Source organism: Veillonella parvula (assembly GCF_024461875.1).
GTDB lineage: Bacteria > Bacillota > Negativicutes > Veillonellales > Veillonellaceae > Veillonella > Veillonella parvula_I.
Genome location: NZ_JANGAL010000001.1, coordinates 556,165 through 576,308, shown reverse-complemented (window position 1 = coordinate 576,308; position 20,144 = coordinate 556,165). Strand labels below are relative to the sequence as shown.

General features: G+C 36.4%; 18 protein-coding genes. All 18 read left to right on the top strand.

Translation table 11 applies throughout. The features are described from left to right. Nucleotides 1–29: 29 nt before the first annotated feature. The gene (gene pyrH / locus NE668_RS02675) at nucleotides 30–755 is read left to right on the top strand and encodes a UMP kinase (RefSeq protein ID WP_024066541.1); all 726 of its coding nucleotides are present in this window, start codon (nucleotides 30–32) and stop codon (nucleotides 753–755) included. 5 nt (nucleotides 756–760) lie between these two features. Continuing rightward, nucleotides 761–1,321 carry a ribosome recycling factor gene (frr, locus tag NE668_RS02670; protein ID WP_004695693.1) on the top strand — a complete coding sequence of 187 codons (561 nt, stop codon included), beginning with the start codon at nucleotides 761–763 and terminating at the stop codon, nucleotides 1,319–1,321. Further along, entirely contained in the window at nucleotides 1,321–1,572 is a 252-nt protein-coding gene (locus tag NE668_RS02665; RefSeq protein ID WP_227036942.1) for a hypothetical protein, read from the top strand. The genes frr and NE668_RS02665 overlap by 1 nt, the downstream gene beginning before the upstream one ends. Continuing rightward, nucleotides 1,553–2,317, top strand: a complete 765-nt coding sequence (gene uppS, locus NE668_RS02660; protein WP_004697327.1) for an undecaprenyl pyrophosphate synthase — start codon at nucleotides 1,553–1,555, stop codon at nucleotides 2,315–2,317. The genes NE668_RS02665 and uppS overlap by 20 nt, the downstream gene beginning before the upstream one ends. Nucleotides 2,318–2,320: 3 nt before the next feature. Next, nucleotides 2,321–3,145, top strand: a complete 825-nt coding sequence (locus NE668_RS02655) for a phosphatidate cytidylyltransferase (RefSeq protein WP_004695698.1) — start codon at nucleotides 2,321–2,323, stop codon at nucleotides 3,143–3,145. Between the two features lie 18 nt (nucleotides 3,146–3,163). Continuing rightward, entirely contained in the window at nucleotides 3,164–4,309 is a 1,146-nt protein-coding gene (locus tag NE668_RS02650) for a 1-deoxy-D-xylulose-5-phosphate reductoisomerase (RefSeq protein WP_004697114.1), read from the top strand. A gap of 8 nt (nucleotides 4,310–4,317) precedes the next feature. After that, nucleotides 4,318–5,334, top strand: a complete 1,017-nt coding sequence (rseP, locus tag NE668_RS02645) for an RIP metalloprotease RseP (RefSeq protein WP_205112401.1) — start codon at nucleotides 4,318–4,320, stop codon at nucleotides 5,332–5,334. An 18-nt stretch (nucleotides 5,335–5,352) separates the two neighbouring features. Further along, nucleotides 5,353–6,438 carry a flavodoxin-dependent (E)-4-hydroxy-3-methylbut-2-enyl-diphosphate synthase gene (gene ispG, locus NE668_RS02640; protein WP_004695704.1) on the top strand — a complete coding sequence of 362 codons (1,086 nt, stop codon included), beginning with the start codon at nucleotides 5,353–5,355 and terminating at the stop codon, nucleotides 6,436–6,438. After that, nucleotides 6,432–8,150, top strand: coding sequence for a proline--tRNA ligase (locus NE668_RS02635; protein WP_227036943.1), 1,719 nt, complete (start codon nucleotides 6,432–6,434; stop codon nucleotides 8,148–8,150). Before ispG ends, NE668_RS02635 begins: the two co-directional genes overlap by 7 nt. A 116-nt stretch (nucleotides 8,151–8,266) precedes the next feature. Further along, the gene (locus tag NE668_RS02630; protein WP_256195670.1) at nucleotides 8,267–9,094 is read left to right on the top strand and encodes a PHP domain-containing protein; all 828 of its coding nucleotides are present in this window, start codon (nucleotides 8,267–8,269) and stop codon (nucleotides 9,092–9,094) included. A gap of 15 nt (nucleotides 9,095–9,109) precedes the next feature. Beyond that, on the top strand, nucleotides 9,110–9,985 hold the full coding sequence (locus NE668_RS02625) for an Asp23/Gls24 family envelope stress response protein (protein WP_004695710.1): 876 nt from the start codon (nucleotides 9,110–9,112) through the stop codon (nucleotides 9,983–9,985). 8 nt (nucleotides 9,986–9,993) lie between these two features. Beyond that, nucleotides 9,994–11,307 (top strand): tRNA (N6-isopentenyl adenosine(37)-C2)-methylthiotransferase MiaB, encoded by a 1,314-nt coding sequence (miaB, locus tag NE668_RS02620; protein ID WP_004697437.1) that lies wholly within the window; start codon nucleotides 9,994–9,996, stop codon nucleotides 11,305–11,307. Nucleotides 11,308–11,535: 228 nt separating this feature from the next. Beyond that, nucleotides 11,536–12,336, top strand: a complete 801-nt coding sequence (locus NE668_RS02615) for a class I SAM-dependent methyltransferase (RefSeq protein ID WP_004697379.1) — start codon at nucleotides 11,536–11,538, stop codon at nucleotides 12,334–12,336. Nucleotides 12,337–12,362: 26 nt separating this feature from the next. Next, a complete protein-coding gene (mutS, locus tag NE668_RS02610; RefSeq protein ID WP_004697306.1) occupies nucleotides 12,363–14,996 on the top strand; it encodes a DNA mismatch repair protein MutS in 2,634 nt (877 codons plus the stop codon). Continuing rightward, a complete protein-coding gene (mutL, locus tag NE668_RS02605; RefSeq protein WP_008600864.1) occupies nucleotides 14,996–17,053 on the top strand; it encodes a DNA mismatch repair endonuclease MutL in 2,058 nt (685 codons plus the stop codon). Before mutS ends, mutL begins: the two co-directional genes overlap by 1 nt. Nucleotide 17,054: 1 nt before the next feature. After that, a complete protein-coding gene (locus NE668_RS02600) occupies nucleotides 17,055–17,867 on the top strand; it encodes a class I SAM-dependent methyltransferase (RefSeq protein WP_004695722.1) in 813 nt (270 codons plus the stop codon). Beyond that, nucleotides 17,864–18,793, top strand: a complete 930-nt coding sequence (miaA, locus tag NE668_RS02595; protein WP_227036945.1) for a tRNA (adenosine(37)-N6)-dimethylallyltransferase MiaA — start codon at nucleotides 17,864–17,866, stop codon at nucleotides 18,791–18,793. Before NE668_RS02600 ends, miaA begins: the two co-directional genes overlap by 4 nt. After that, the gene (locus NE668_RS02590) at nucleotides 18,790–20,028 is read left to right on the top strand and encodes a methionine gamma-lyase family protein (protein WP_227036946.1); all 1,239 of its coding nucleotides are present in this window, start codon (nucleotides 18,790–18,792) and stop codon (nucleotides 20,026–20,028) included. The genes miaA and NE668_RS02590 overlap by 4 nt, the downstream gene beginning before the upstream one ends. Nucleotides 20,029–20,144 lie beyond the last annotated feature (116 nt).

Below are 20,144 nucleotides of genomic sequence, written 5' to 3'. Positions count from 1 at the left end.
CTCTTATTTTGCAATAGAGGAGTAAAAATATGGCAAAAAGAAACTTTCGACGTATTGTTTTAAAGTTGAGTGGTGAAGCATTAGCAGGTGAACAAGGTTTTGGTATTAATCCTGATGTTGTCGAAGAATTTGCAAAAGAAATTGCTGCTTTAGCAAAATCCACTGATTTAGAAATCGCAATTGTTGTTGGTGGTGGTAACCTATGGAGAGGTTTAGCTGGTAGCAATCAAGGTATGGATCGTGCTACTGCTGACTATATGGGGATGCTTGCAACAGTGATGAACTCCTTAGCATTGCAAGATGCATTAGAACAAGCTGGTGTAGATACACGTGTACAAACGGCTATCGAAATGCAAGAAATTGCAGAACCTTATATTCGTCGTCGCGCTATTCGTCATTTAGAAAAAAAACGTATCGTCATCTTCGGTGCTGGCCTTGGTAAACCTTACTTCTCTACAGATACAACAGCTGCATTACGGGCCGCTGAAATTGAAGCCGATGCTATTTTAATGGCAAAGAAATTTGCTGATGGCGTATATGATTCTGACCCTAAGACAAATCCTAATGCCGTTAAATTTGATGAATTAACATATAACGATATTATCACAAAAGAATTAAAAGTAATGGATGCTACATCTACAACTTTATGTAAAGATAACAATATTCCTATTATTGTATTTAGCATGGATATTCCTGGTAATATTACAAAAGCTGCTAAAGGTGAAGAAATAGGGACCATTGTTCGAGGAGAATAATTCATATGGAAATTAAAGAATTGTTACAACAAGCAGAAGACCGCATGAATAAGTCTATTGAGGCTTTAAAACATGAATTCGCATCTATTCGTACAGGCCGTGCTAGTGTAGCACTACTTGATAAAGTAATGGTTGATTATTATGGAAGTCCATCACCCATTAATCAAGTTGCGAATATCTCCGTGCCTGAACCTCGCATGATTGTGATTGCACCTTGGGATAAAACAATGATTGGTGCTATTGAAAAAGCAATTTTACAATCTGATTTAGGTTTGAACCCTGGTAATGATGGTGCACAAATTCGTTTAAGTATTCCTCAATTAACTGAGGAACGTCGTAAAGAAATCGTTAAAGTAGTTCATAAAAAGGCTGAAGATGCAAAAGTTGCAGTGCGCAACATTCGTCGCGATGTAAATGAAGCATTAAAAAAAGAAGAGAAAGCTAAAACGATTACTGAAGATGATGCTAAAGACGGTTTAGATCAAATCCAAAAGCTTACCGATGCTAAAGTTAAGCAAATCGATGAGTTAAAAGCAGTAAAAGAAAAGGACGTATTAGAAGTATAATGTTAGATTCTAATAGCCTTATTGGAACACCATGGCAGCTTGCAAAGTCTCGTTTGCAGGCTGCCCATATTCCTTTTAAGGTAATGATTGGTGGATCCTTTAATCGCTTCTTTGAAATTTCAGATAAAGGATTTTATGTGGCACGTATTACAAAGGTTGATGAGTGCTTACATATACTACTATATAGACCAATGATTGCCAGCGACTTCGGAAATTCTATCGAGGTAGACTATGCTAAAGAAATTATTTAACCGTAAACGTTCTGATACGCCTGTCATTGATCGTAATATAATTCCACAACATGTTGCTATTATTATGGATGGTAATGGACGATGGGCTAAACGCAGAGGCATGCCGCGCTCCATGGGGCATCGTGCTGGTGCAGATGTATTAAAAGAAATTGTTATGGCCGCAGATGAGATCGGAATTAGAGCTCTTACGGTATATGGTTTCTCCACGGAGAACTGGAAACGTCCTGAACAGGAAGTTTCTTTACTTATGTCTCTCATAAAAGAATACTTAAATAATAATGTTAAGTATATGCATGAACATAATGTACGCATTCGATTTATTGGTTTTATTGGAGGGCTTTCAGAAGATCTACAAAAAATCATTCAAGATGCAGAATTATTAACTCAGAATAATACAGGCCTCACATTACAGTTAGCGATTAACTATGGTGGGCGTGATGAAATAGTTAGAACTATCCGCGACATTGTAAAATCCGTTGCGGATGGCGTTATTACAATGAACAAAATTACTGAAGAATATGTAAGTTCTCAATTATTCACTAAAGAGTTTAGCGATGTAGATTTATTAATTCGTCCTAGTAGTGATTTTAGAATTAGTAATTTTTTGTTATGGCAACTAGCGTATGCTGAATTTTGGTTTACCGATTTGCATTGGCCAGATTTTACTAAGGAAACTTTACTTGAAGCTGTGGCGGCATATCAGAAACGAGAACGCCGATTTGGTGGCTTATGTGATGAGGAATAAAAAATGTTAAAAACACGTGTTATTACCGCTGTTATTGGTTTTATTATTGCCTTAGGGGCCATTACATTTGGTGGATTAGTGTATGATGTGCTAATTACACTTTTAGCTTTATTAGGGTGGCGTGAGTTTGTATTACTTGGTAAAGCTAAACGTGTTCGGATATCCATTATATGGGGATATATTAGCATTTTATTGCTAATGATTGCTCTTGCATGTCATCAGTATATTATAGCTATAGCTATTTTAGTATTAAGTTTATTTGCCAATTATATGTTGTGTACATTTGGTGAAACTAAGTACTCGATGTCTAGTGTATCCTTTAGTGTATTTGGTTTATTATATATTGGTATGGGTATGACTTCATTGCTCTTGATTCGTCATGATTCAATTTACATGAATTTATCAATGCCTTTTGAACTATATAACTGGGGCACTATTACACTTTGGTTATTATTGTTTACTACTTGGGCTAGTGATACCTTTGCATATTTTTCAGGTCGAGCTTTTGGTAAACGTAAAATAGTACCATCCATTAGTCCTAATAAAACACTAGAAGGTTTTATTGGTGGATTTATCGGCTGTATCCTTACAGGTGCAGTATTTTCGTATATCGTTGGCATTCCTTGGTGGATGGGAATCCATGTAGGTATGATTAGCGGTATATTAGCACCATTAGGTGATTTGTTTGAATCAAAGATTAAACGACTATGTAATGTAAAAGATTCTGGTACATTATTACCAGGTCATGGCGGTGTATTGGATCGCTTTGATAGTTTATTATTTGCGGCTCCTATTACATTAGTATATATATTACTATTTTCGTACTAATTTCATAGAGGTACACTTATGAAATACCTAAGTATTATCGGCAGTACTGGCTCAATCGGTACACAGACGCTTGATGTGGTGTCTCAACATCCAGATCAATTCAAGGTGGTTGCCTTAGTGGCACATCATAATATTGACCTCTTAGAACATCAGATTAAAGAATATAAACCTTTGGTGGCGGGTCTTGTAGATGAAGGTGCTTTTAAAGAATTACAAGCACGCTATACAGGTCCTACAAAATTGATAGGTGGTAAGGAAGCCCTCATTGCAGCAGCTACAATTCAAGAAGCAACAATGATTGTTACTGCTATTGTAGGTGCTGCGGGCATTGAGCCTACAGTGGAAGCTATAAAACAAGGTAAGACTATAGGTCTTGCTAATAAAGAAACTCTTGTTGCTGGAGGTCCATTAATTACGACTTTAGCTAAAGAACATGGCGTGCAAATCCTACCTATCGATAGTGAACATAGTGCTATATTTCAGTGCTTAGAAGGACAGAAACGTGACAATGTTGATTCTTTAATCGTCACTGCTTCTGGTGGTCCTTTACGCACATGGGATTCTAGTAAAATTCAAACTGCAACTGCTGCAGATTGTTTGCGACATCCTACTTGGAATATGGGCAATAAAATAACTATAGATTCTGCCTCTTTATTCAATAAAGGCTTAGAGGTAATAGAAGCTCATTGGTTATTTGGTTTTGATTTTGATCATATTGATGTAGTAGTACATCCTCAAAGTATTGTTCATTCTATGATACGTATGAAGGATGGTGCAATATTAGCGCAAATAGGTAATCCAGATATGCGCGAGCCCATTCAATATGCTTTGACGTATCCAAAACGTGAAGTTTTAAGTATGAATCATCTTGATTTTACTCAAGCTCTACAATTGGAGTTTTTACCTCCACGATATGACGATTTTCCTGCACTTCGACTTGCGTATGAGGTGGGACGTGCTAGTGGATTTAAACCTGCTGTATTTAATGCAGCCAATGAAACGGCAGTATATGCCTTTTTAGAAGATAAAATCGCCTTTGGTGATATTTATAAAGTCGTTACTTCTGTTCTTGAATCTATGGGAACAGAAGATGATTTTACATTAGATAATTTATTATCCATCGATAGATGGGCCCGTGAAAAGGCAACATCGTTGATGTTATAGGAGAATATATGATTACGGCATTAGCCACAATATTTGTATTTGGTTTAATCGTGTTTATTCATGAATTAGGCCATTTTATTACAGCTAAGATGTCAGGTATGCAAGTTGATGAATTTGCTATAGGTTTTGGTCCAGCCATATTTAAAGTACAAAAAGGGGAAACTTTATATTCTATTCGTATAATTCCTCTTGGAGGATTTAATCGTATTGCTGGTATGACACCTGACGAGCCTCTTAATGAGCGCTCCTTTTATAATAAACCTGCGTGGAAAAAATTTATTGTTATTTCTGCAGGGGCTGTATTTAACTTTATATTAGCCATTGTACTTTTCTTTGGCCTAAATGTGACTGTAGGAAATCTTACATATACAAATGAACCTGTAATTGGTAACATTATTGCGGGTAGTTCTGCAGAACAGGCTCATTTAGAAGCTAACGATAGAATTATTACGATTGATGGTAAAAAAATTAGTACTTGGGATGATATTCGTCCTAGCTTACAAGGCACAGCAAACCATGGTGTAACTGTTGTTGTAGAGCGTGAAGGACAAACTATAGAGACTACGGTAATACCTAAAATAGAACAAGATAGTCCTAAGATTGGCATCTATCCTAGCTTTACTCGTGAAACTTATAGTATTGGTGAATCTTTGAGCCTTGCTGTTAGTCGGACGGGGCAAACTATTGTTGCTATGGTCAGTGGGATTTATGATATGATTCGTGGCACACAAGCAGCCGAATTATCTGGTCCAGTAGGAATTTCCCAAATGGCAGGTACTATTGCACAATCAGGATTTGCACCACTATTAAGTTTTGCTGCATTCCTTAGTATTAACTTAGGGGTTATTAATCTTTTACCATTACCTGTTTTAGATGGTGGTCACTTGATTATTATCTTGGCGGAAGCTATAACAGGCCGTAGATTACCTGCTAAAGCTCTTATGTATATACAAATGGTTGGGGTTGCCTTAATGGTAGCATTATTCTTATATGTAACAACGCAGGATATTTTCCGTTTACTATAAGACAGATGGGAGATTACAATGATTGTACGTAAACCAACAAATGGTATCTATGTAGGTACAGTTAAAATCGGCGATTATGCACCGGTAAGTATTCAATCTATGATTACTACGGATCCAGTACATACAGAGAAGGCAATTGCAGAAATTAATCATTTAGCAGAGGCTGGTTGTGAACTGGTTCGTGTCGCCGTTCCTACAATGGCATCTGCAAAGGCTTTAAAGGCTGTTAGAGCGGGCATTTCAATTCCTTTGATCGCCGATATTCACTTTGATTATAGATTAGCTTTAGAAGCTATTGAAAATAATGTTGATGGATTGCGCATTAATCCAGGAAATATTGGTGGTGAAGATAAGGTTTTAGCCGTTATTGAAAAGGCAAAACCTAAACAAATCCCAATTCGCATTGGTGTTAATGCAGGCTCTTTACCAAAGCATATTCTCGATGCTCATGGAGGACATCCTACAGCGGATGGTATGGTTGAAACAGCTTTAGAACACGTAAGAATTTTAGAAAAACTCGATTATCGTCAAATGAAATTATCCATTAAAGCAACGGAAGTACCTCTAATGGTGGAAGCATATCGTAAGTTATCTGATAAGATTCCTTATCCGTTACATTTAGGGGTAACAGAAGCTGGTACTATTAAACAAGGCACTATTAAATCTGCTATGGGGATTGGTGCATTATTGCTCGATGGCATTGGTGATACATTACGGGTATCCTTAACTGGAGATCCAATTCACGAAATTGAAGTAGGTAGAAGTATTTTAAGTAGCTTAGGATTAAGAAATTTTGGGGCCACTATGATATCTTGTCCTACATGTGGTCGTTGCCAAGTAAATTTATTTGATATGGCTGGTATTGTAGAAGAACGTCTAGCATCCATAAAAGCGCCTATTAAGGTTGCCGTTATGGGGTGTGTTGTAAATGGTCCAGGGGAAGCGCGTGAGGCCGACTTTGGTATTGCTGGTGGTGATGGTCAAGGTATTATTTTCCGTAAAGGGAAAGTTATTAAGACTGTACCAGAAGCCGAATTAGTAGATACATTGTTTAGAGAAATTGACCAATATTTAGAAAATTTAGATGAGGAGTCTTTATGTTAGCCACTAAATTATATGCACCTACATTGCGTGAGGTTCCATCTGACGCTGATGTAGTAAGCCAACAGCTTATGCTTCGCGCTGGTTTTATGCGTAAAACTGCAAATGGTTTATATAGTTTTTTACCATTAGGTTGGAGAAGTATCAAAAAGATTGAAGCTATTGTACGTGAAGAAATGAATCGTGCTAGTGCTCAAGAAATTATGATGCCAATTTTACAGCCTGCAGAAATTTGGAAAGAGTCTGGCCGTTGGAACGCATATGGCGCAGAAATGATGCGTATCAATGATCGTCATGATAATGAGTTTTGTCTAGGACCAACACATGAAGAGATGATTACAACCCTCGTTAAAAATGAGATTAACTCATATCGTCAATTACCAGTCAACTTATATCAAATTCAAAGTAAATTCCGTGATGAGCGTCGTCCACGTTATGGCTTGATGCGTAGCCGTGAATTCATTATGAAAGATGCTTATTCTTTTGATGTAGATGAAGCGGGTTTAGATGAATCCTATAAATCTATGTACGATGCATATACACGTATTTTTACACGTTGTGGTCTTACATTCCGCCCAGTAGAGGCTGATAGTGGTGCAATCGGTGGTAGTGGTACGCATGAGTTCATGGCCATTGCCGAAGCTGGTGAAGCTGATATTGTATATTGTACTAAGTGTGATTATGCAGCTAACATTGAAATCGGCAAGCCTGGTATCATGAAGCAAGACGAAGAAGTTCTTCATGAGTTATCTGTTGTAGATACACCAAATGCAAGTTCTATTGAAGCTGTGGCAGACATGTTAAATTTACCATTACATAAAACTATCAAAGCGGTAGTATTTTCTATTGATGGTAAAGTGGTATTAGCCATTGTTCGTGGTGACCATGAAGTAAATGAAGTCGCTGTACAACATGCCGTTCTTGGTGCTGTAGAGCCTGAGATGGCTACCCCTGAAGAATTGGAAAAAGTAGGTTTAACAGCTGGTTTCATCAGTCCTATTGGTTTAAAACAAACAGAAGAATTTGCTATTGTTGTTGATGAATCTGTTATGGAAACTTACAATGTTTGTGGTGGCGCTAATAAAAAAGATGCTCACTACGTTAATATTAATCCAAAACGGGACTTTAATGTAGAAGACATTATTGTTGCTCCAATTCGTTTGATAACGAAGGACGATGTGTGTCCTAAATGTGGTGGTGCTTTAGAACATGCTAAAGGCATTGAAGTAGGTCAAGTATTTAAATTGGGTACAAAATATTCTGAAGCATTACAAGCTACATTCTTAGATCAAAATGGTCGTCCTAATCCAATGATTATGGGTTGCTATGGTATCGGTGTATCTCGTACACTAGCTGCTGCTATTGAGCAATATCACGATGAAAATGGTATTATTTGGCCACGTTCTATCGCTCCATTTGAAGCAGTTATTGTCCCAATTAATGCAAAAGACGAAGCATTAATGTCTACTAGTCAAACTATTTATACTGCATTACAAAATGCTGGTGTCGATGTATTGTTAGATGATCGTAAAGATCGTGCAGGTGTTAAGTTCAAAGATGCTGATTTGATTGGTTATCCACTTCGCATTACAGTAAGTAAAAATACTCTTGAGAATAACGAAGTAGAAATTCAAATCCGTAAGTCTGGAGAAGCTCTTCCATGTGCTATTGATTCTGTATCTGATAAAGTAACAGAATTGCTTCAAAACTTATAATAGAATTGCGATTCTAGTGAATGTTCATTAGGGTCGCAATTTTTCTTTCTAAACTTGAATTAATAGATTAAATAAGTCATAATTAAATGATAGAATATTTGGAATGGAGGTGCTATATGCTTGTAGATTTTCATATGCATTCCATCTTTTCAGATGGTGTTGAAACACCTAAAGATCTATTGCAACATGTCATAGACTGTAATGTATCTATGATGGCTTTAACCGATCATGATGAAATAGACGGCATTCAAGCATTGCGTGCTGCTCAAAAAGAGTTAGATCCTAATGAATCTATTAAAATCGTAAATGGCTGTGAATTTAGTGCTGATTATAAAGATAAGTCAATTCATATTTTAGGATATTGTTTTGATGAAAATAATAAAGATTTAATCGATTTTATTACGTTTTTTAAAGGAAAACGTGAAGAACGTATCGATGAAATTATCCGTCGTTGTAACAATGAAGGATATTATATTACAAAAGAAGAGCTCATTAAACAATTTCCTGATACTAAAGCTTATGGTCGCCCACATATTGGTAAACTTTTAATTGATGGTGGTTATGCCAAGGATATTAATGATGTATTTAAAGGTATTCTTCGAAAAGATAGTCCTTGCTATGTTCCTAAGGTAAAAGTAGAGGTTCCTTATATTATTGATATTATACATAAAGCTGGAGGACTTGCTGTTATGGCTCATCCTAAATTGGTTACCAGTGATGAATATGTGTTGGAAATGTTAAATTATGATTTTGATGGTATGGAGGTATATCACTCAAAGCATAATGATGATGATGTGGAGCGATATAAAGAATTCGCTAAAAAGCATAAGCTATTTATTACTGGTGGTTCTGATTACCATGGTATTGTAGGCAAGAAACCTGATAGATTTGGTGATTACTTAGTATCTGGCAAGGATGTATCAGAATTTATTAGTTTGTTATAAATGACGAGGTAGGCTATGGAAGTCGTTGCTTTTGTAGGTAGTAGTGGCACAGGTAAAAGTCATCGTGCCCTCGTAGTTGCTCATGAAAATAAAATTGAATGTATCATCGATGATGGTATTTTGATTCATGATAATAAAATTGTAGCTGGCTTTTCTGCAAAAAAAGAGTCTAGTCGTTTAAAAGCTGTTCGTCGTGCTATTTTTCAAGACGAAGTACAAGTTAAATCCGTACGAGAACAATTAGATAAGATTAAACCTAATAAGCTTATGATTATCGGCACTTCTGATAATATGGTTAAGAAGATTACTAAAGCTTTAGGCTTACAAGAACCTGATCGATATATTCGTATAGAAGATGTTGCAACACCTAAGGAAATTGAAAAGGCACAACATGCACGTCTTAAAGAGGGTAAACATATAATTCCTGTGCCGACTATGGAATTAAAGCCACACTTTAGGGGGTATTTGATTGATCCAATCAAAACCATGTGGCGCCGCAGGACTTTGAAAAAACAAGATCAAGATACCTTAGGTCAAATTGGTTCTGAAGGATTTGAACGTTCTGTTGTACGGCCTGCTTTTAGCTACTATGGTCGACTCACTTTTGACGATGAAGTAATTATTAAATTGATTAGAAATGGGTTAAAAAAAGTAGCTGGTGTCGATGAGACCAGTATAATTTCTTTTAAAAAAAGCGACAAAGGTCAAAACGGTCTTGTTGTTGATATGGCTGTAGTTATTGAACATGGATATCCTGTTAAACCGTTGATGCAACAGGTACAAAAATCTGTTCGCAATGAAATTGAATATATTACCGGCATGTCTATTGAACGCATGTCCATTAAAGTTAAGAATATTATTGAAACAAAACGTAAGATTGTTAAAGTGTAGGAGTTAGAATGAAGTCTTATTATATTTACACCTATGGTTGTCAAATGAATACCGCCGACTCTGAGCGATTATCGCATCAGCTGGAATCTGTTGGGTATATACCAACAGAGAATGTTGAAACTGCAGATTTAATTCTGCTAAATACTTGTGCAGTGCGTGAAAATGCAGAAACTAAAGTTTATGGGCGTATAGGTGAGCTAAAAAGACTAAAACGTAATAATAAAAACTTGATTATCGCCGTCACAGGATGTATGGCTCAAAAAAATCAAGCAGAAATGTTTAAACGAGCTCCTCATATTGATATTGTATTGGGTACTCATAATATTCAACATATTAACGAGATGATTGAAGAAGTACAACATGGACATACGCATCAAATCAGCGTAGATATGGATAACTCTGTATTGCCTGAATTAGAGGCAAAACCAAATGGCTCTTTTTATGCATGGGTACCTATTATGAATGGCTGTAATAAATTTTGCACCTATTGTATTGTTCCCCATGTACGTGGTAGAGAGATTAGCCGTCCTGTAGAGGCCATTGTTAAAGAGGTTACAGACCTAGGGGTTAAAGGATTTAAAGAGATCACTTTATTGGGGCAAAATGTAAACTCTTATGGCCTAGATTTTAAAGATGGTACAGATTTTGGTACATTAATTGATGCTCTTGATGGTATTCCTGGTATAGAACGTATTCGCTATATGACAAGTCATCCTCAAGATATGAGTAAGTCTATGATTGATGCTCTTGGTAGGTCATCCAATATTGTGACGCATTTACATTTACCTATTCAATCTGGTTCCAATCGTATTTTAAAGAAAATGAATCGTCATTACACGGTAGAGCATTATAAAGAATTACTTTCTTATTGCCGTGAAAAAATAAAAGATGTGGTGGTGACTACGGATATTATTGTAGGTTTCCCAGGAGAAACTGAGGAAGATTTTCAAGCTACATTACAATTATTAAAAGATGTGCGCTATGACATGGCGTATACGTTTATCTACTCTAAGCGATCTGGAACGCCAGCAGCAACTATGGATGATCAAATTCCAGAAGAGATTAAGCGCGTTCGCTTACAAACATTGATGGATGTACAAAATGAAATCTCTTATGAATTAAATAAACCTATGGAAGGACAAGTATTTGATATTATTGTAGAGGGACCAAGTCCTCGTGATGAAGACATGTGGTTCGGTCGTACATCTGGTAATAAAATGGTTTTATTCCCTAAGGATGACTCCCTATCAATTGGTCAAACTGTACCAGCTCATATCGATAAAGCTCAAACATGGGTTTGTTATGGTAGTATTGTAAAATAAACTATTAGAATCAAAAAGAACTCGTCACTATTATGTTAACTCTAAGGTTAGAATTTTTATCTAAAATTAGTTTGCTAAACATGTGGTGGCGATGTTCTTTTTTACCATAGATGCTGATTAGAAATCATATGTGTTATAATAATAAAATAATATAAAAGTTGTATATTGAAGACATTCATAGGTATGAACACCATTTACATTTTGTATTTTTACAAAGAAGGTGTAACTATGAAACTTGATTTAAACGCTGTAGGCGAAACGGCATTATTGACACTATATGCAAGAGCGAAAGATTATGAGTCAGATCAATCTGTATTAAAGGATCAGAAATCCTGGGATATTTTAAAGCATATTGATTATGATTTTGATCAATTTAAAGATGTTAAGATGTCTTATTATGGAATTTTAGGACGAGCAAAAGTAATCGATGAAGAGATACGAAACTTTATATCTCTATATCCAGATTGTATCGTCGTATCATTAGGTGCCGGTTTAGATACTATGTTTTATCGAGTCGACAACGGTTATATTGATTGGTATAATATCGATTTTGCCGGAGTGATTGAAGCACGTACACAATTTTTTGAGCCTCATGAACGAGTCCATAATTTAGTGAGTTCTATAACTGATGAATTGTGGACTAAAAATATTGAGATAAATGGACGAAAACTACTGCTTGTTAGTGAAGGTGTAGTTATGTATCTTACATTGGATGAAATGAAGCAGTTTTTAGGCTTGCTGACTGATTCTTTTGAAGAGTTTACGTTATATCTTGATATGATTTCTCCATATGTGGCGAAACGCACTAAACAACATGATATGCTTAGTAAAATGAATGTTTCTTTTCAGTGGGGAACTAAGGACGGTCATGAAATTGTAGTTATGAATCCTAAGCTTAAACAGACTGGATTGATTAATTTTACAGGAAGTATGTTGTCCTTAGCACCTATTGTTTATAAATTATTATACCCGTTTATATATTTGTTTAATAATCGTATGGGAATATACGAATATAAGCGGAATCTGTGATATGACTCATAATATATGAGGTGAATATGAGTAAAAAGCAAACACCTATGATGGAGCAGTATTTAGATATTAAATCTAGATACTCTGAAGAATTATTGTTCTTTCGATTAGGTGATTTTTATGAATTATTTAATGAGGATGCTTTAGTCGCATCACGTGAACTTAATATTACCTTAACAGGTCGTCCTACAGGAGATGAGGAACGCACACCGATGTGTGGCGTTCCTTTTCATGCGGCTGAAAGCTACATAGAAACGCTTGTAAAAAAAGGATATAAAGTTGCTATCTGTGAACAACTAGAAGATCCTAAAGCAGTTAAAGGCATTGTTAAGCGCGATGTCATTAAAGTTGTTACTCCTGGTACAGTGATGACAGAAAATGGTAACGATGCACGGTCAAATAACTTTTTATCATTATTTTATATGGTAAAAGATACGTGGATTCTTGTGTTTTCTGATGTATCTACAGGGGAAGTTATTTGGCACCGCATTACTGATTGTGAAAAACGCAGTGATATGTACGATGCACTCAGCATGTATAGACCAAGTGAAATCATATTGCCTGAAGGAACGATATTACCGCAAGATATTCAGGATTTTATTGAAAATCAATTTAGTAATGTCGTATTTTCTCCTTTTTCTACATACTATACACAACGTGAAGTAGCTGAAAAAGCTGTAACTCATTTCGGTGATTTAGGCCTTATGGAAGAGGATGTATGGGAAGCATTAGGTTATATGCTTTTATATTTAGAGGATATCATTAAATCTGAAATTTCTCATATTAACTATGTACATCAATTAAGTGTAGGTAATCGCCTTATTCTTGATACATCTTCTTTGCGGCACCTTGAAATTACTCATAATTTACGCGATGGTGGACAAAAAGGTACTTTACTGGATGTACTAGATCGTACGTTGACACCAATGGGGGCACGCCTTTTAAAACAATGGCTTGAAAGTCCATTAACTGATATAAATCAAATACAACGTCGTCAAGCAGCCGTTTCAGAACTTATTACACGCGGTGCTGAACGTTCTCATATTCGTAACTTTTTAGATTGTATTTACGATTTTGAACGCATCGTTGGTCGTGTTGAAACCGGATCTGTGTCTCCCAGAGATTTAACGGCTCTTCGTGAGTCATTAGCAGTTCTACCTGATATTAAGAATGTATTAGGTACATGTTCAAGTCTAGCTTTAACATCTATTAATGAGCGCATGCAAGATCATAAAGATATTTATGACTTATTATGTCGAGCTATTGCAGAGCAACCAGCGTTGACATTAAAAGACGGTCGTGTTATTAAAGATGGATTTAATGCTGATTTAGATGAGCTACGTTCTTTAGCGACTAATAGCGAGCAATGGCTTGCTAAGATGGAAGCGGATATTAAAGAAGCTACAGGGCTTTCAAAAATTAAGACTGGTTACAATAAAGTGTTTGGTTACTATTTCGAGGTATCCCATAGTAAATCAGAACAAGTACCAGACTATTTCATACGAAAACAAACCCTGGCCAATGCTGAACGCTATATTACGCCTGAGTTAAAAGAGTTTGAAATTAAAATTCTCAGCGCAAAAGATAAAATCATCGCTTTAGAGCACGAACTATATCAACAATTGCGTAATGATATTAAACTCGTTATCAAAGATGTGCAAGAAACGGCTCGTGCTCTTGCAGACCTTGATGTATTATGCTCATTAGCATTAGTTGGATACGAAGAAAACTATATTTGTCCAACTATTGTGATGAATGGTCAAATCAATATTCGTGATGGTCGTCATCCTGTTATTGAAAAGTTCTTAAAACGTGAGGTATTCGTACCAAATGATATCGTTTTAAATCATGATGAAGAAGAATTTTTACTCATTACAGGCCCTAATATGGCAGGTAAATCTACTTACATGCGTCAAGCGGCTATCTTAATGATTATGGCACAGATTGGTTCCTTTATCCCTGCTCGTGAAGCGTCTATCTCACCTGTGGATCGTATTTTTACACGTGTCGGTGCTAGCGACGATATTTCTACTGGTCAAAGCACGTTCATGGTAGAAATGAAAGAGGTAGCGTATATTTTAGAAAATGCTACTCATAATAGTTTAATTATTCTCGATGAAATTGGTCGGGGTACGAGTACCTTTGATGGTTTGAGTATCGCACAAGCCGTAGTGGAACATATTTGTAAGCACATTCATAGCAAGACTTTATTTGCAACGCACTACCATGAATTGATTTGCTTAGAAGAAAGCTATAGTAAATTAAAAAATTATACCGTTGCAGTTAAAGAAAAAGGGAAAGATGTTGCTTTCTTGCGTCGTATCATTAAAGGTGGTGCAGATCGCAGTTATGGTATCCATGTTGCCAGACTGGCGGGCCTACCTAACTCTGTATTAAAACGAGCTGAAGTGATTTTAGAATCCTTGGAAGATCAAAGTCATGATGCAAGTGACTTAAATAATCGAGTTATGGGTGCTCAACTTACTAATGTGGCAAAACCAGCGGTTAAGCAAGTTAGTGATTCTCCACTAGGCAATTTATTTACCCATTCCGTAGTAGATAGCTTACTGGAAGTCGATGTAATGAGCATGACTCCAATTGAAGCATTAAATAAATTATATGAACTACAAGAGGAGGCTCGTAAAGGAGGCGGGAAATAATGGCAACCATTCACGTATTGGATGAAACGACAATCAATAAGATAGCTGCCGGTGAAGTCGTTGAACGTCCCGCATCAGTTATTAAAGAGCTCATTGAAAACTCTATTGATGCGTCTGCCACTAATATTGAGGTTGAAATTGGTGAAGGCGGTGTGGCCTATATGCGGATTACTGATAATGGTATCGGTATGACGGAGGAAGATGCTCGCTTGGCGATTCTACGTCATGCAACCTCTAAAATTCAACAAGTAGAGGACCTCTTTGATATTGCGTCCCTAGGCTTCCGTGGGGAGGCTTTGGCTAGTATTGCCTCTGTATCTCATTTCTCTTTGACTACTCGTAAAGCAGACTCTGATTTGGGGACTCGTATTACTGTTGATGGCGGCACTTTTACCGATTGCATTCCTTATGGTGCGGCACCTGGTACAACTATCGAAATTAAAGATTTATTTTATAATACGCCGGCTCGTCGTAAATTCTTAAAAACGGAGCGTACAGAAGCCTCTAAAATTCAAGATATTGTAGGGAAATTAGCTCTAAGTAATCCACATATTTCTTTTAAGCTTATCATAGATGATCGGGTAGCTATTATCACACCAGGAAATGGCGATATTAGTGATACTGTAGCTGCGCTATATGGATATAAAACCAAAGATGATATTTTTACTGTTGCTTATGAAAGTGATTCTATCTATATCGATGGCGTAGTGAGTAAGCCCACACTTCTTAAAAGTACAAGGATATGGCAGACCATTATCGTCAATAATCGCGTGATTTCTGATAAAACCATAATGAAGGCTATCGATAATGCATACCATGCACTATTGCCGAAAAATGGTCATCCTTTAGTGGTACTAAATATTACTGTGCCTGCGAGAATGGTTGATATAAACGTACATCCTCGCAAGAGTGAAGTTAAATTCTCAGATGATAAGATTATATTTAAAGCCGTATATCACGGTATCTTAAATGCTTTAAATAATCCACTCCATGAGAGATACGAACGAGAGTCATCATCTTATATGACTGGTACAGTTGCTAACATATCCGATAAATATGGTAATGATATTGCTAGTAATAGTAATAGTAATAGTAATAGTGATATTAAGAATTTTAGTTCTAATAGTACATTCTTAGCTGGTAATACTACTTATGATTCTTATCAAGCACCTACTGTTGTACACGATTCGATGCAGTCAGCTGAACATATAGCAACAGCTATAGATTATGATAAGGTTTTTGGTGGACGCCGTACAAAAGGCTATGAAGTCATGCGCGGTGAAACTTCGCAGTTTGTGGAAAATCTTAAAACAAAGGGGTATACACCACCTGCACCTAAGGCTACTTATGAACAATCCTCTTTTGTAGATGAAAGTTTTGAAGCTGTTCCTACTGCATACACTAGTTATACTTCGGAAGATGTAGAGAAGTTTAAATCCTTGTCTCACGATATTCGTAACGAAGAGATAGAAGAACGTACAATTCAAAACTCGGGCTTTTTACCAATGGGTCAAGTTGCATCTTGTTATATATTAGCTAAAAAAGGTGATGATCTATATATCATAGATCAACATGCTGCACATGAGCGTGTGCGTTATGATAAGTTGTGTAAGTCTTCTGAATCGATTCCTATGCAATCTATTTTGGTTCCTCAGTATAGTGAGGCCACAAATGATGAAATGAATTTAGTAGAGGAAGAACGAGAAACATTACTTGATCTTGGCTTTGATGTAGAGTTAGGTGGTCCTACTAAGATAAAATTAGTAGGGGCTCCAGTAGATTTAGTAGAGTCAAAAGCATTTGAAATTCTGCAATATATATTCTCTTACTTACATGATCATCAACAGCCTACTAAGGCCCAATTACGACATGAAATGTTAGCTTATGCATCTTGTAGAGGGGCCATCAAGGCAGGTCATAATTTAAATATGTATCAAATGACTACCTTAATTGAGGACTTATTTAGTACCGAAAAACCATATGTATGTCCTCATGGTCGTCCTACGATTATCAAATTTACACCTGATGAATTAGGTAAATTATTCTTACGGTCTTAATATGAATATATTAACTACAGCTCAAAAATCTAATGAGGCCATTCAAGAGGAAGCCAAAGCTTTGGCTTCCTCTATGCATATGGCCTATATAAAAAGAGGAAAATTATCTATACCAGCATTATTTAATGCTCATCCATGTGATTTTATTGCTGTTCTTTCTGGTAATGGCTTAACTATTCATTTTCCTGATAATCAGCAACATAGCTTTCATTTATCCATGGCTCAATTACGTATACTACGTTTGCAACGTGGAGAAGGAGATCATTTAATTAATGCTGTTCAGACAATACTAAGTACTAATGAAATAACTGATAAAGAAGAATTTTCGTTTCTTGATTGTACAATTGGTCTTGGTAGTGACAGTATCGTCATGAGCTATGCTTTTCCTCAGGCTAAAATAAAAGGTCTAGAAGGTTCTCTATCTATATGGCTTGCCACATCTTATGGTTTAGCTCATTATTCGCATAATGTGAAAAGTGTGACGGACGCATTACGTCGTATTGAGGTGAGTTATGATACCTTTGAAAACTATGTACCTAATCTACCAGATGAAAGTATAGATATTATTTATTTTGATCCTATGTTTGAGGTCCCTGTAGAGGATAGTCCTCAATTTAAACCACTTCGTGGACATACTGTGGAAAGTCGTATTGATGATAAAATTATGGAGGAAGCTATGCGTGTTGCCTCTTATGGTGTTATTATTAAAGAACGACCATTTAGTTCTGTCTTTCAGAAATATCCACCTCACCAATGGGTAGGGGGAAAATATAGCCGTATAGGTTATGGAGTATATATGAAGGAGTTATTGTGAATCCCTTAATTACCATCGTTGGACCTACTGCGGTAGGCAAAACAGATCTTACCTTGGACTTAGCAGAACATCTGCATGCTGAGGTTATTTCTGGTGATGCTTATCAGGTTTATAAACAACTCAATATTGGTACCGCTAAACCATCGGTGGATGAACTTAATCGGGTGAAACATCATCTCATCGATATACTGGAACCAAATGATTCATATTCGGTATCTATTTTTCAAGATCAAGCTAAAGAAATAATTGAAAGATTAAAAGATAGAAATATTCTTCCTATTCTGTCTGGTGGTACAGGCCTGTATGTCCAATCATTATTGGAGAACTACAACTTTAATGATGTTAAACCTGACGAATATTTGCGAGCAGAACTCGATGAGCTCTATAGTACAAAAGGTATTGAAGGCTTACGAAACTATGCTTTCACATTAGGTAAAGAGCATAATATAGAGATACAATATAGCGATAAACATCGTTTGTATCGAGCTATTGAGATATTGCATCATGGTGATGTAGATTCGTTGCGAAATCAGACAAAAGATGGTGTATCCTATAAAGGACCTGTTATCGGTCTCATAAGAGATCGTGATAAATTATATGAACGTATTAATTTACGCGTTGATATGATGTTTGATGCAGGTTTGATTGAAGAGGTGGAACAACTCATAAAATCTGGAGTGAATCCAGATTGCCAAGCTTTTAAAGGTATTGGCTATAAAGAGGTTGTAGACTATATAAATGGCAATATAACATTAGATGAGTGTCGTGACTTAATTAAGAAGAATACACGTCACTTTGCTAAGCGCCAAATTACATGGTATAAACGTATGCCATATATAGAATGGATACATATTGATATCAATACATCTAAAGATTTTATATTTAATAAAGCTATGGATTTAATCCGTAGAGAAGGAATAGCATGACATTAGAAGAAATACGCAGTAAAGCCCTTGAAATGGCTGAACCTGAATTCAAAAAGTTTGAACCTATTGCATTGGAAAATACAAAAAAGGTATTAGAAGCATTTAAAGAGTGCCAAGTATCTGATTATCATTTTACGAGCACAACTGGTTATGGTTATAACGATGTAGGCCGTGAGAAATTAGATGAAGTATTTGCCTATGTATTTAAAGGTGAAAAGGCTATTGTACGGCCGCACTTTGTTTCTGGTACACATGCATTAGCAACGACGTTAATTTCTTTGATGGGCAATGGTTCTAAAGGTACTGAATTTATTTATGCTGTTGGGGCTCCTTACGATACGATGCAATCTGTTATCGGTTCATCTCGTGAAGTGCGTGGTTCTTTAGTAGAAAAAGGCTTTACCTATACTGAGGTACCATTGAAAGATAATACTTATGATGTTGAAGCTATTGCTAACGCTGTTAACGATAATACGCGGGTAGTAGTCATTCAACGGTCTCGAGGCTATAGCACACGTGAACCTTTATCTATTGCAGATATTAAGGTTATTGTAGATGCTGTAAAAGCTAAAAATTCTAAAACGATTTGTTTCGTAGATAATTGTTACGGTGAATTTACAGAGCTGCAAGAACCATTAGAAGCTGGTGCTGACATTATGGCTGGCTCTCTCATTAAAAATGCAGGTGGCGGTTTAGCACCAACTGGTGGTTATATTGTTGGTAGAGAAAACCTTGTAGAGGATGCAGCATATCAATTGACAGCTCCTGGACTTGGTGATCATATGGGTTCATATGCTCCTGGTTATCGCTTGTTCTTCCAAGGTTTATTTATGGCACCTCACGTAGTATTACAAGCTCTTAAAGGTGCTGTATATACGGCTGCTGTAGGTGAGTTACTAGGCTATGATGTATTCCCTAAGGTAAATGCTGATCGCTATGACTTGATTCAAGCTATTAATCTGAAAAATGGGGAAGAAATGGAGCATTTCTGTGTAGGTATGCAAGCCTATTCTCCTGTAGATGCTCACGTACATCCTATTCCTGGGGATATGCCTGGGTACGAAGATAAAATCATCATGGCTGGTGGTACCTTTGTACAAGGTTCCTCTATTGAACTCAGTGCCGATGGTCCTATACGCCCACCATATACAATTTTCATGCAGGGTGGCCTAGTGTTTGAACATTCCATGCTTGGTATTTTAGGAGCTGCTGAAGAACTATTAAAACATAGATAATATTTAGAATCTCTTTCTTTTGTGAAAGGGATTCTTTTTATTTCAAATCTTTTCAATATACCTATTTCTAGGCTATAATATAAGTTGCTATAATTTTATAGCAATACTACTCGGAC

Excerpts from the sequence above, each read along its gene's own strand:
- pyrH (WP_024066541.1), top strand. The coding sequence starts at position 30 with ATGGCAAAAAGAAACTTTCGACGTATTGTTTTAAAGTTGAGTGGTGAA.
- frr (WP_004695693.1), top strand. The coding sequence starts at position 761 with ATGGAAATTAAAGAATTGTTACAACAAGCAGAAGACCGCATGAATAAG.
- NE668_RS02665 (WP_227036942.1), top strand. The coding sequence starts at position 1,321 with ATGTTAGATTCTAATAGCCTTATTGGAACACCATGGCAGCTTGCAAAG.
- uppS (WP_004697327.1), top strand. The coding sequence starts at position 1,553 with ATGCTAAAGAAATTATTTAACCGTAAACGTTCTGATACGCCTGTCATT.
- NE668_RS02655 (WP_004695698.1), top strand. The coding sequence starts at position 2,321 with ATGTTAAAAACACGTGTTATTACCGCTGTTATTGGTTTTATTATTGCC.
- NE668_RS02650 (WP_004697114.1), top strand. The coding sequence starts at position 3,164 with ATGAAATACCTAAGTATTATCGGCAGTACTGGCTCAATCGGTACACAG.
- rseP (WP_205112401.1), top strand. The coding sequence starts at position 4,318 with ATGATTACGGCATTAGCCACAATATTTGTATTTGGTTTAATCGTGTTT.
- ispG (WP_004695704.1), top strand. The coding sequence starts at position 5,353 with ATGATTGTACGTAAACCAACAAATGGTATCTATGTAGGTACAGTTAAA.
- NE668_RS02635 (WP_227036943.1), top strand. The coding sequence starts at position 6,432 with ATGTTAGCCACTAAATTATATGCACCTACATTGCGTGAGGTTCCATCT.
- NE668_RS02630 (WP_256195670.1), top strand. The coding sequence starts at position 8,267 with ATGCTTGTAGATTTTCATATGCATTCCATCTTTTCAGATGGTGTTGAA.
- NE668_RS02625 (WP_004695710.1), top strand. The coding sequence starts at position 9,110 with ATGGAAGTCGTTGCTTTTGTAGGTAGTAGTGGCACAGGTAAAAGTCAT.
- miaB (WP_004697437.1), top strand. The coding sequence starts at position 9,994 with ATGAAGTCTTATTATATTTACACCTATGGTTGTCAAATGAATACCGCC.
- NE668_RS02615 (WP_004697379.1), top strand. The coding sequence starts at position 11,536 with ATGAAACTTGATTTAAACGCTGTAGGCGAAACGGCATTATTGACACTA.
- mutS (WP_004697306.1), top strand. The coding sequence starts at position 12,363 with ATGAGTAAAAAGCAAACACCTATGATGGAGCAGTATTTAGATATTAAA.
- mutL (WP_008600864.1), top strand. The coding sequence starts at position 14,996 with ATGGCAACCATTCACGTATTGGATGAAACGACAATCAATAAGATAGCT.
- NE668_RS02600 (WP_004695722.1), top strand. The coding sequence starts at position 17,055 with ATGAATATATTAACTACAGCTCAAAAATCTAATGAGGCCATTCAAGAG.
- NE668_RS02590 (WP_227036946.1), top strand. The coding sequence starts at position 18,790 with ATGACATTAGAAGAAATACGCAGTAAAGCCCTTGAAATGGCTGAACCT.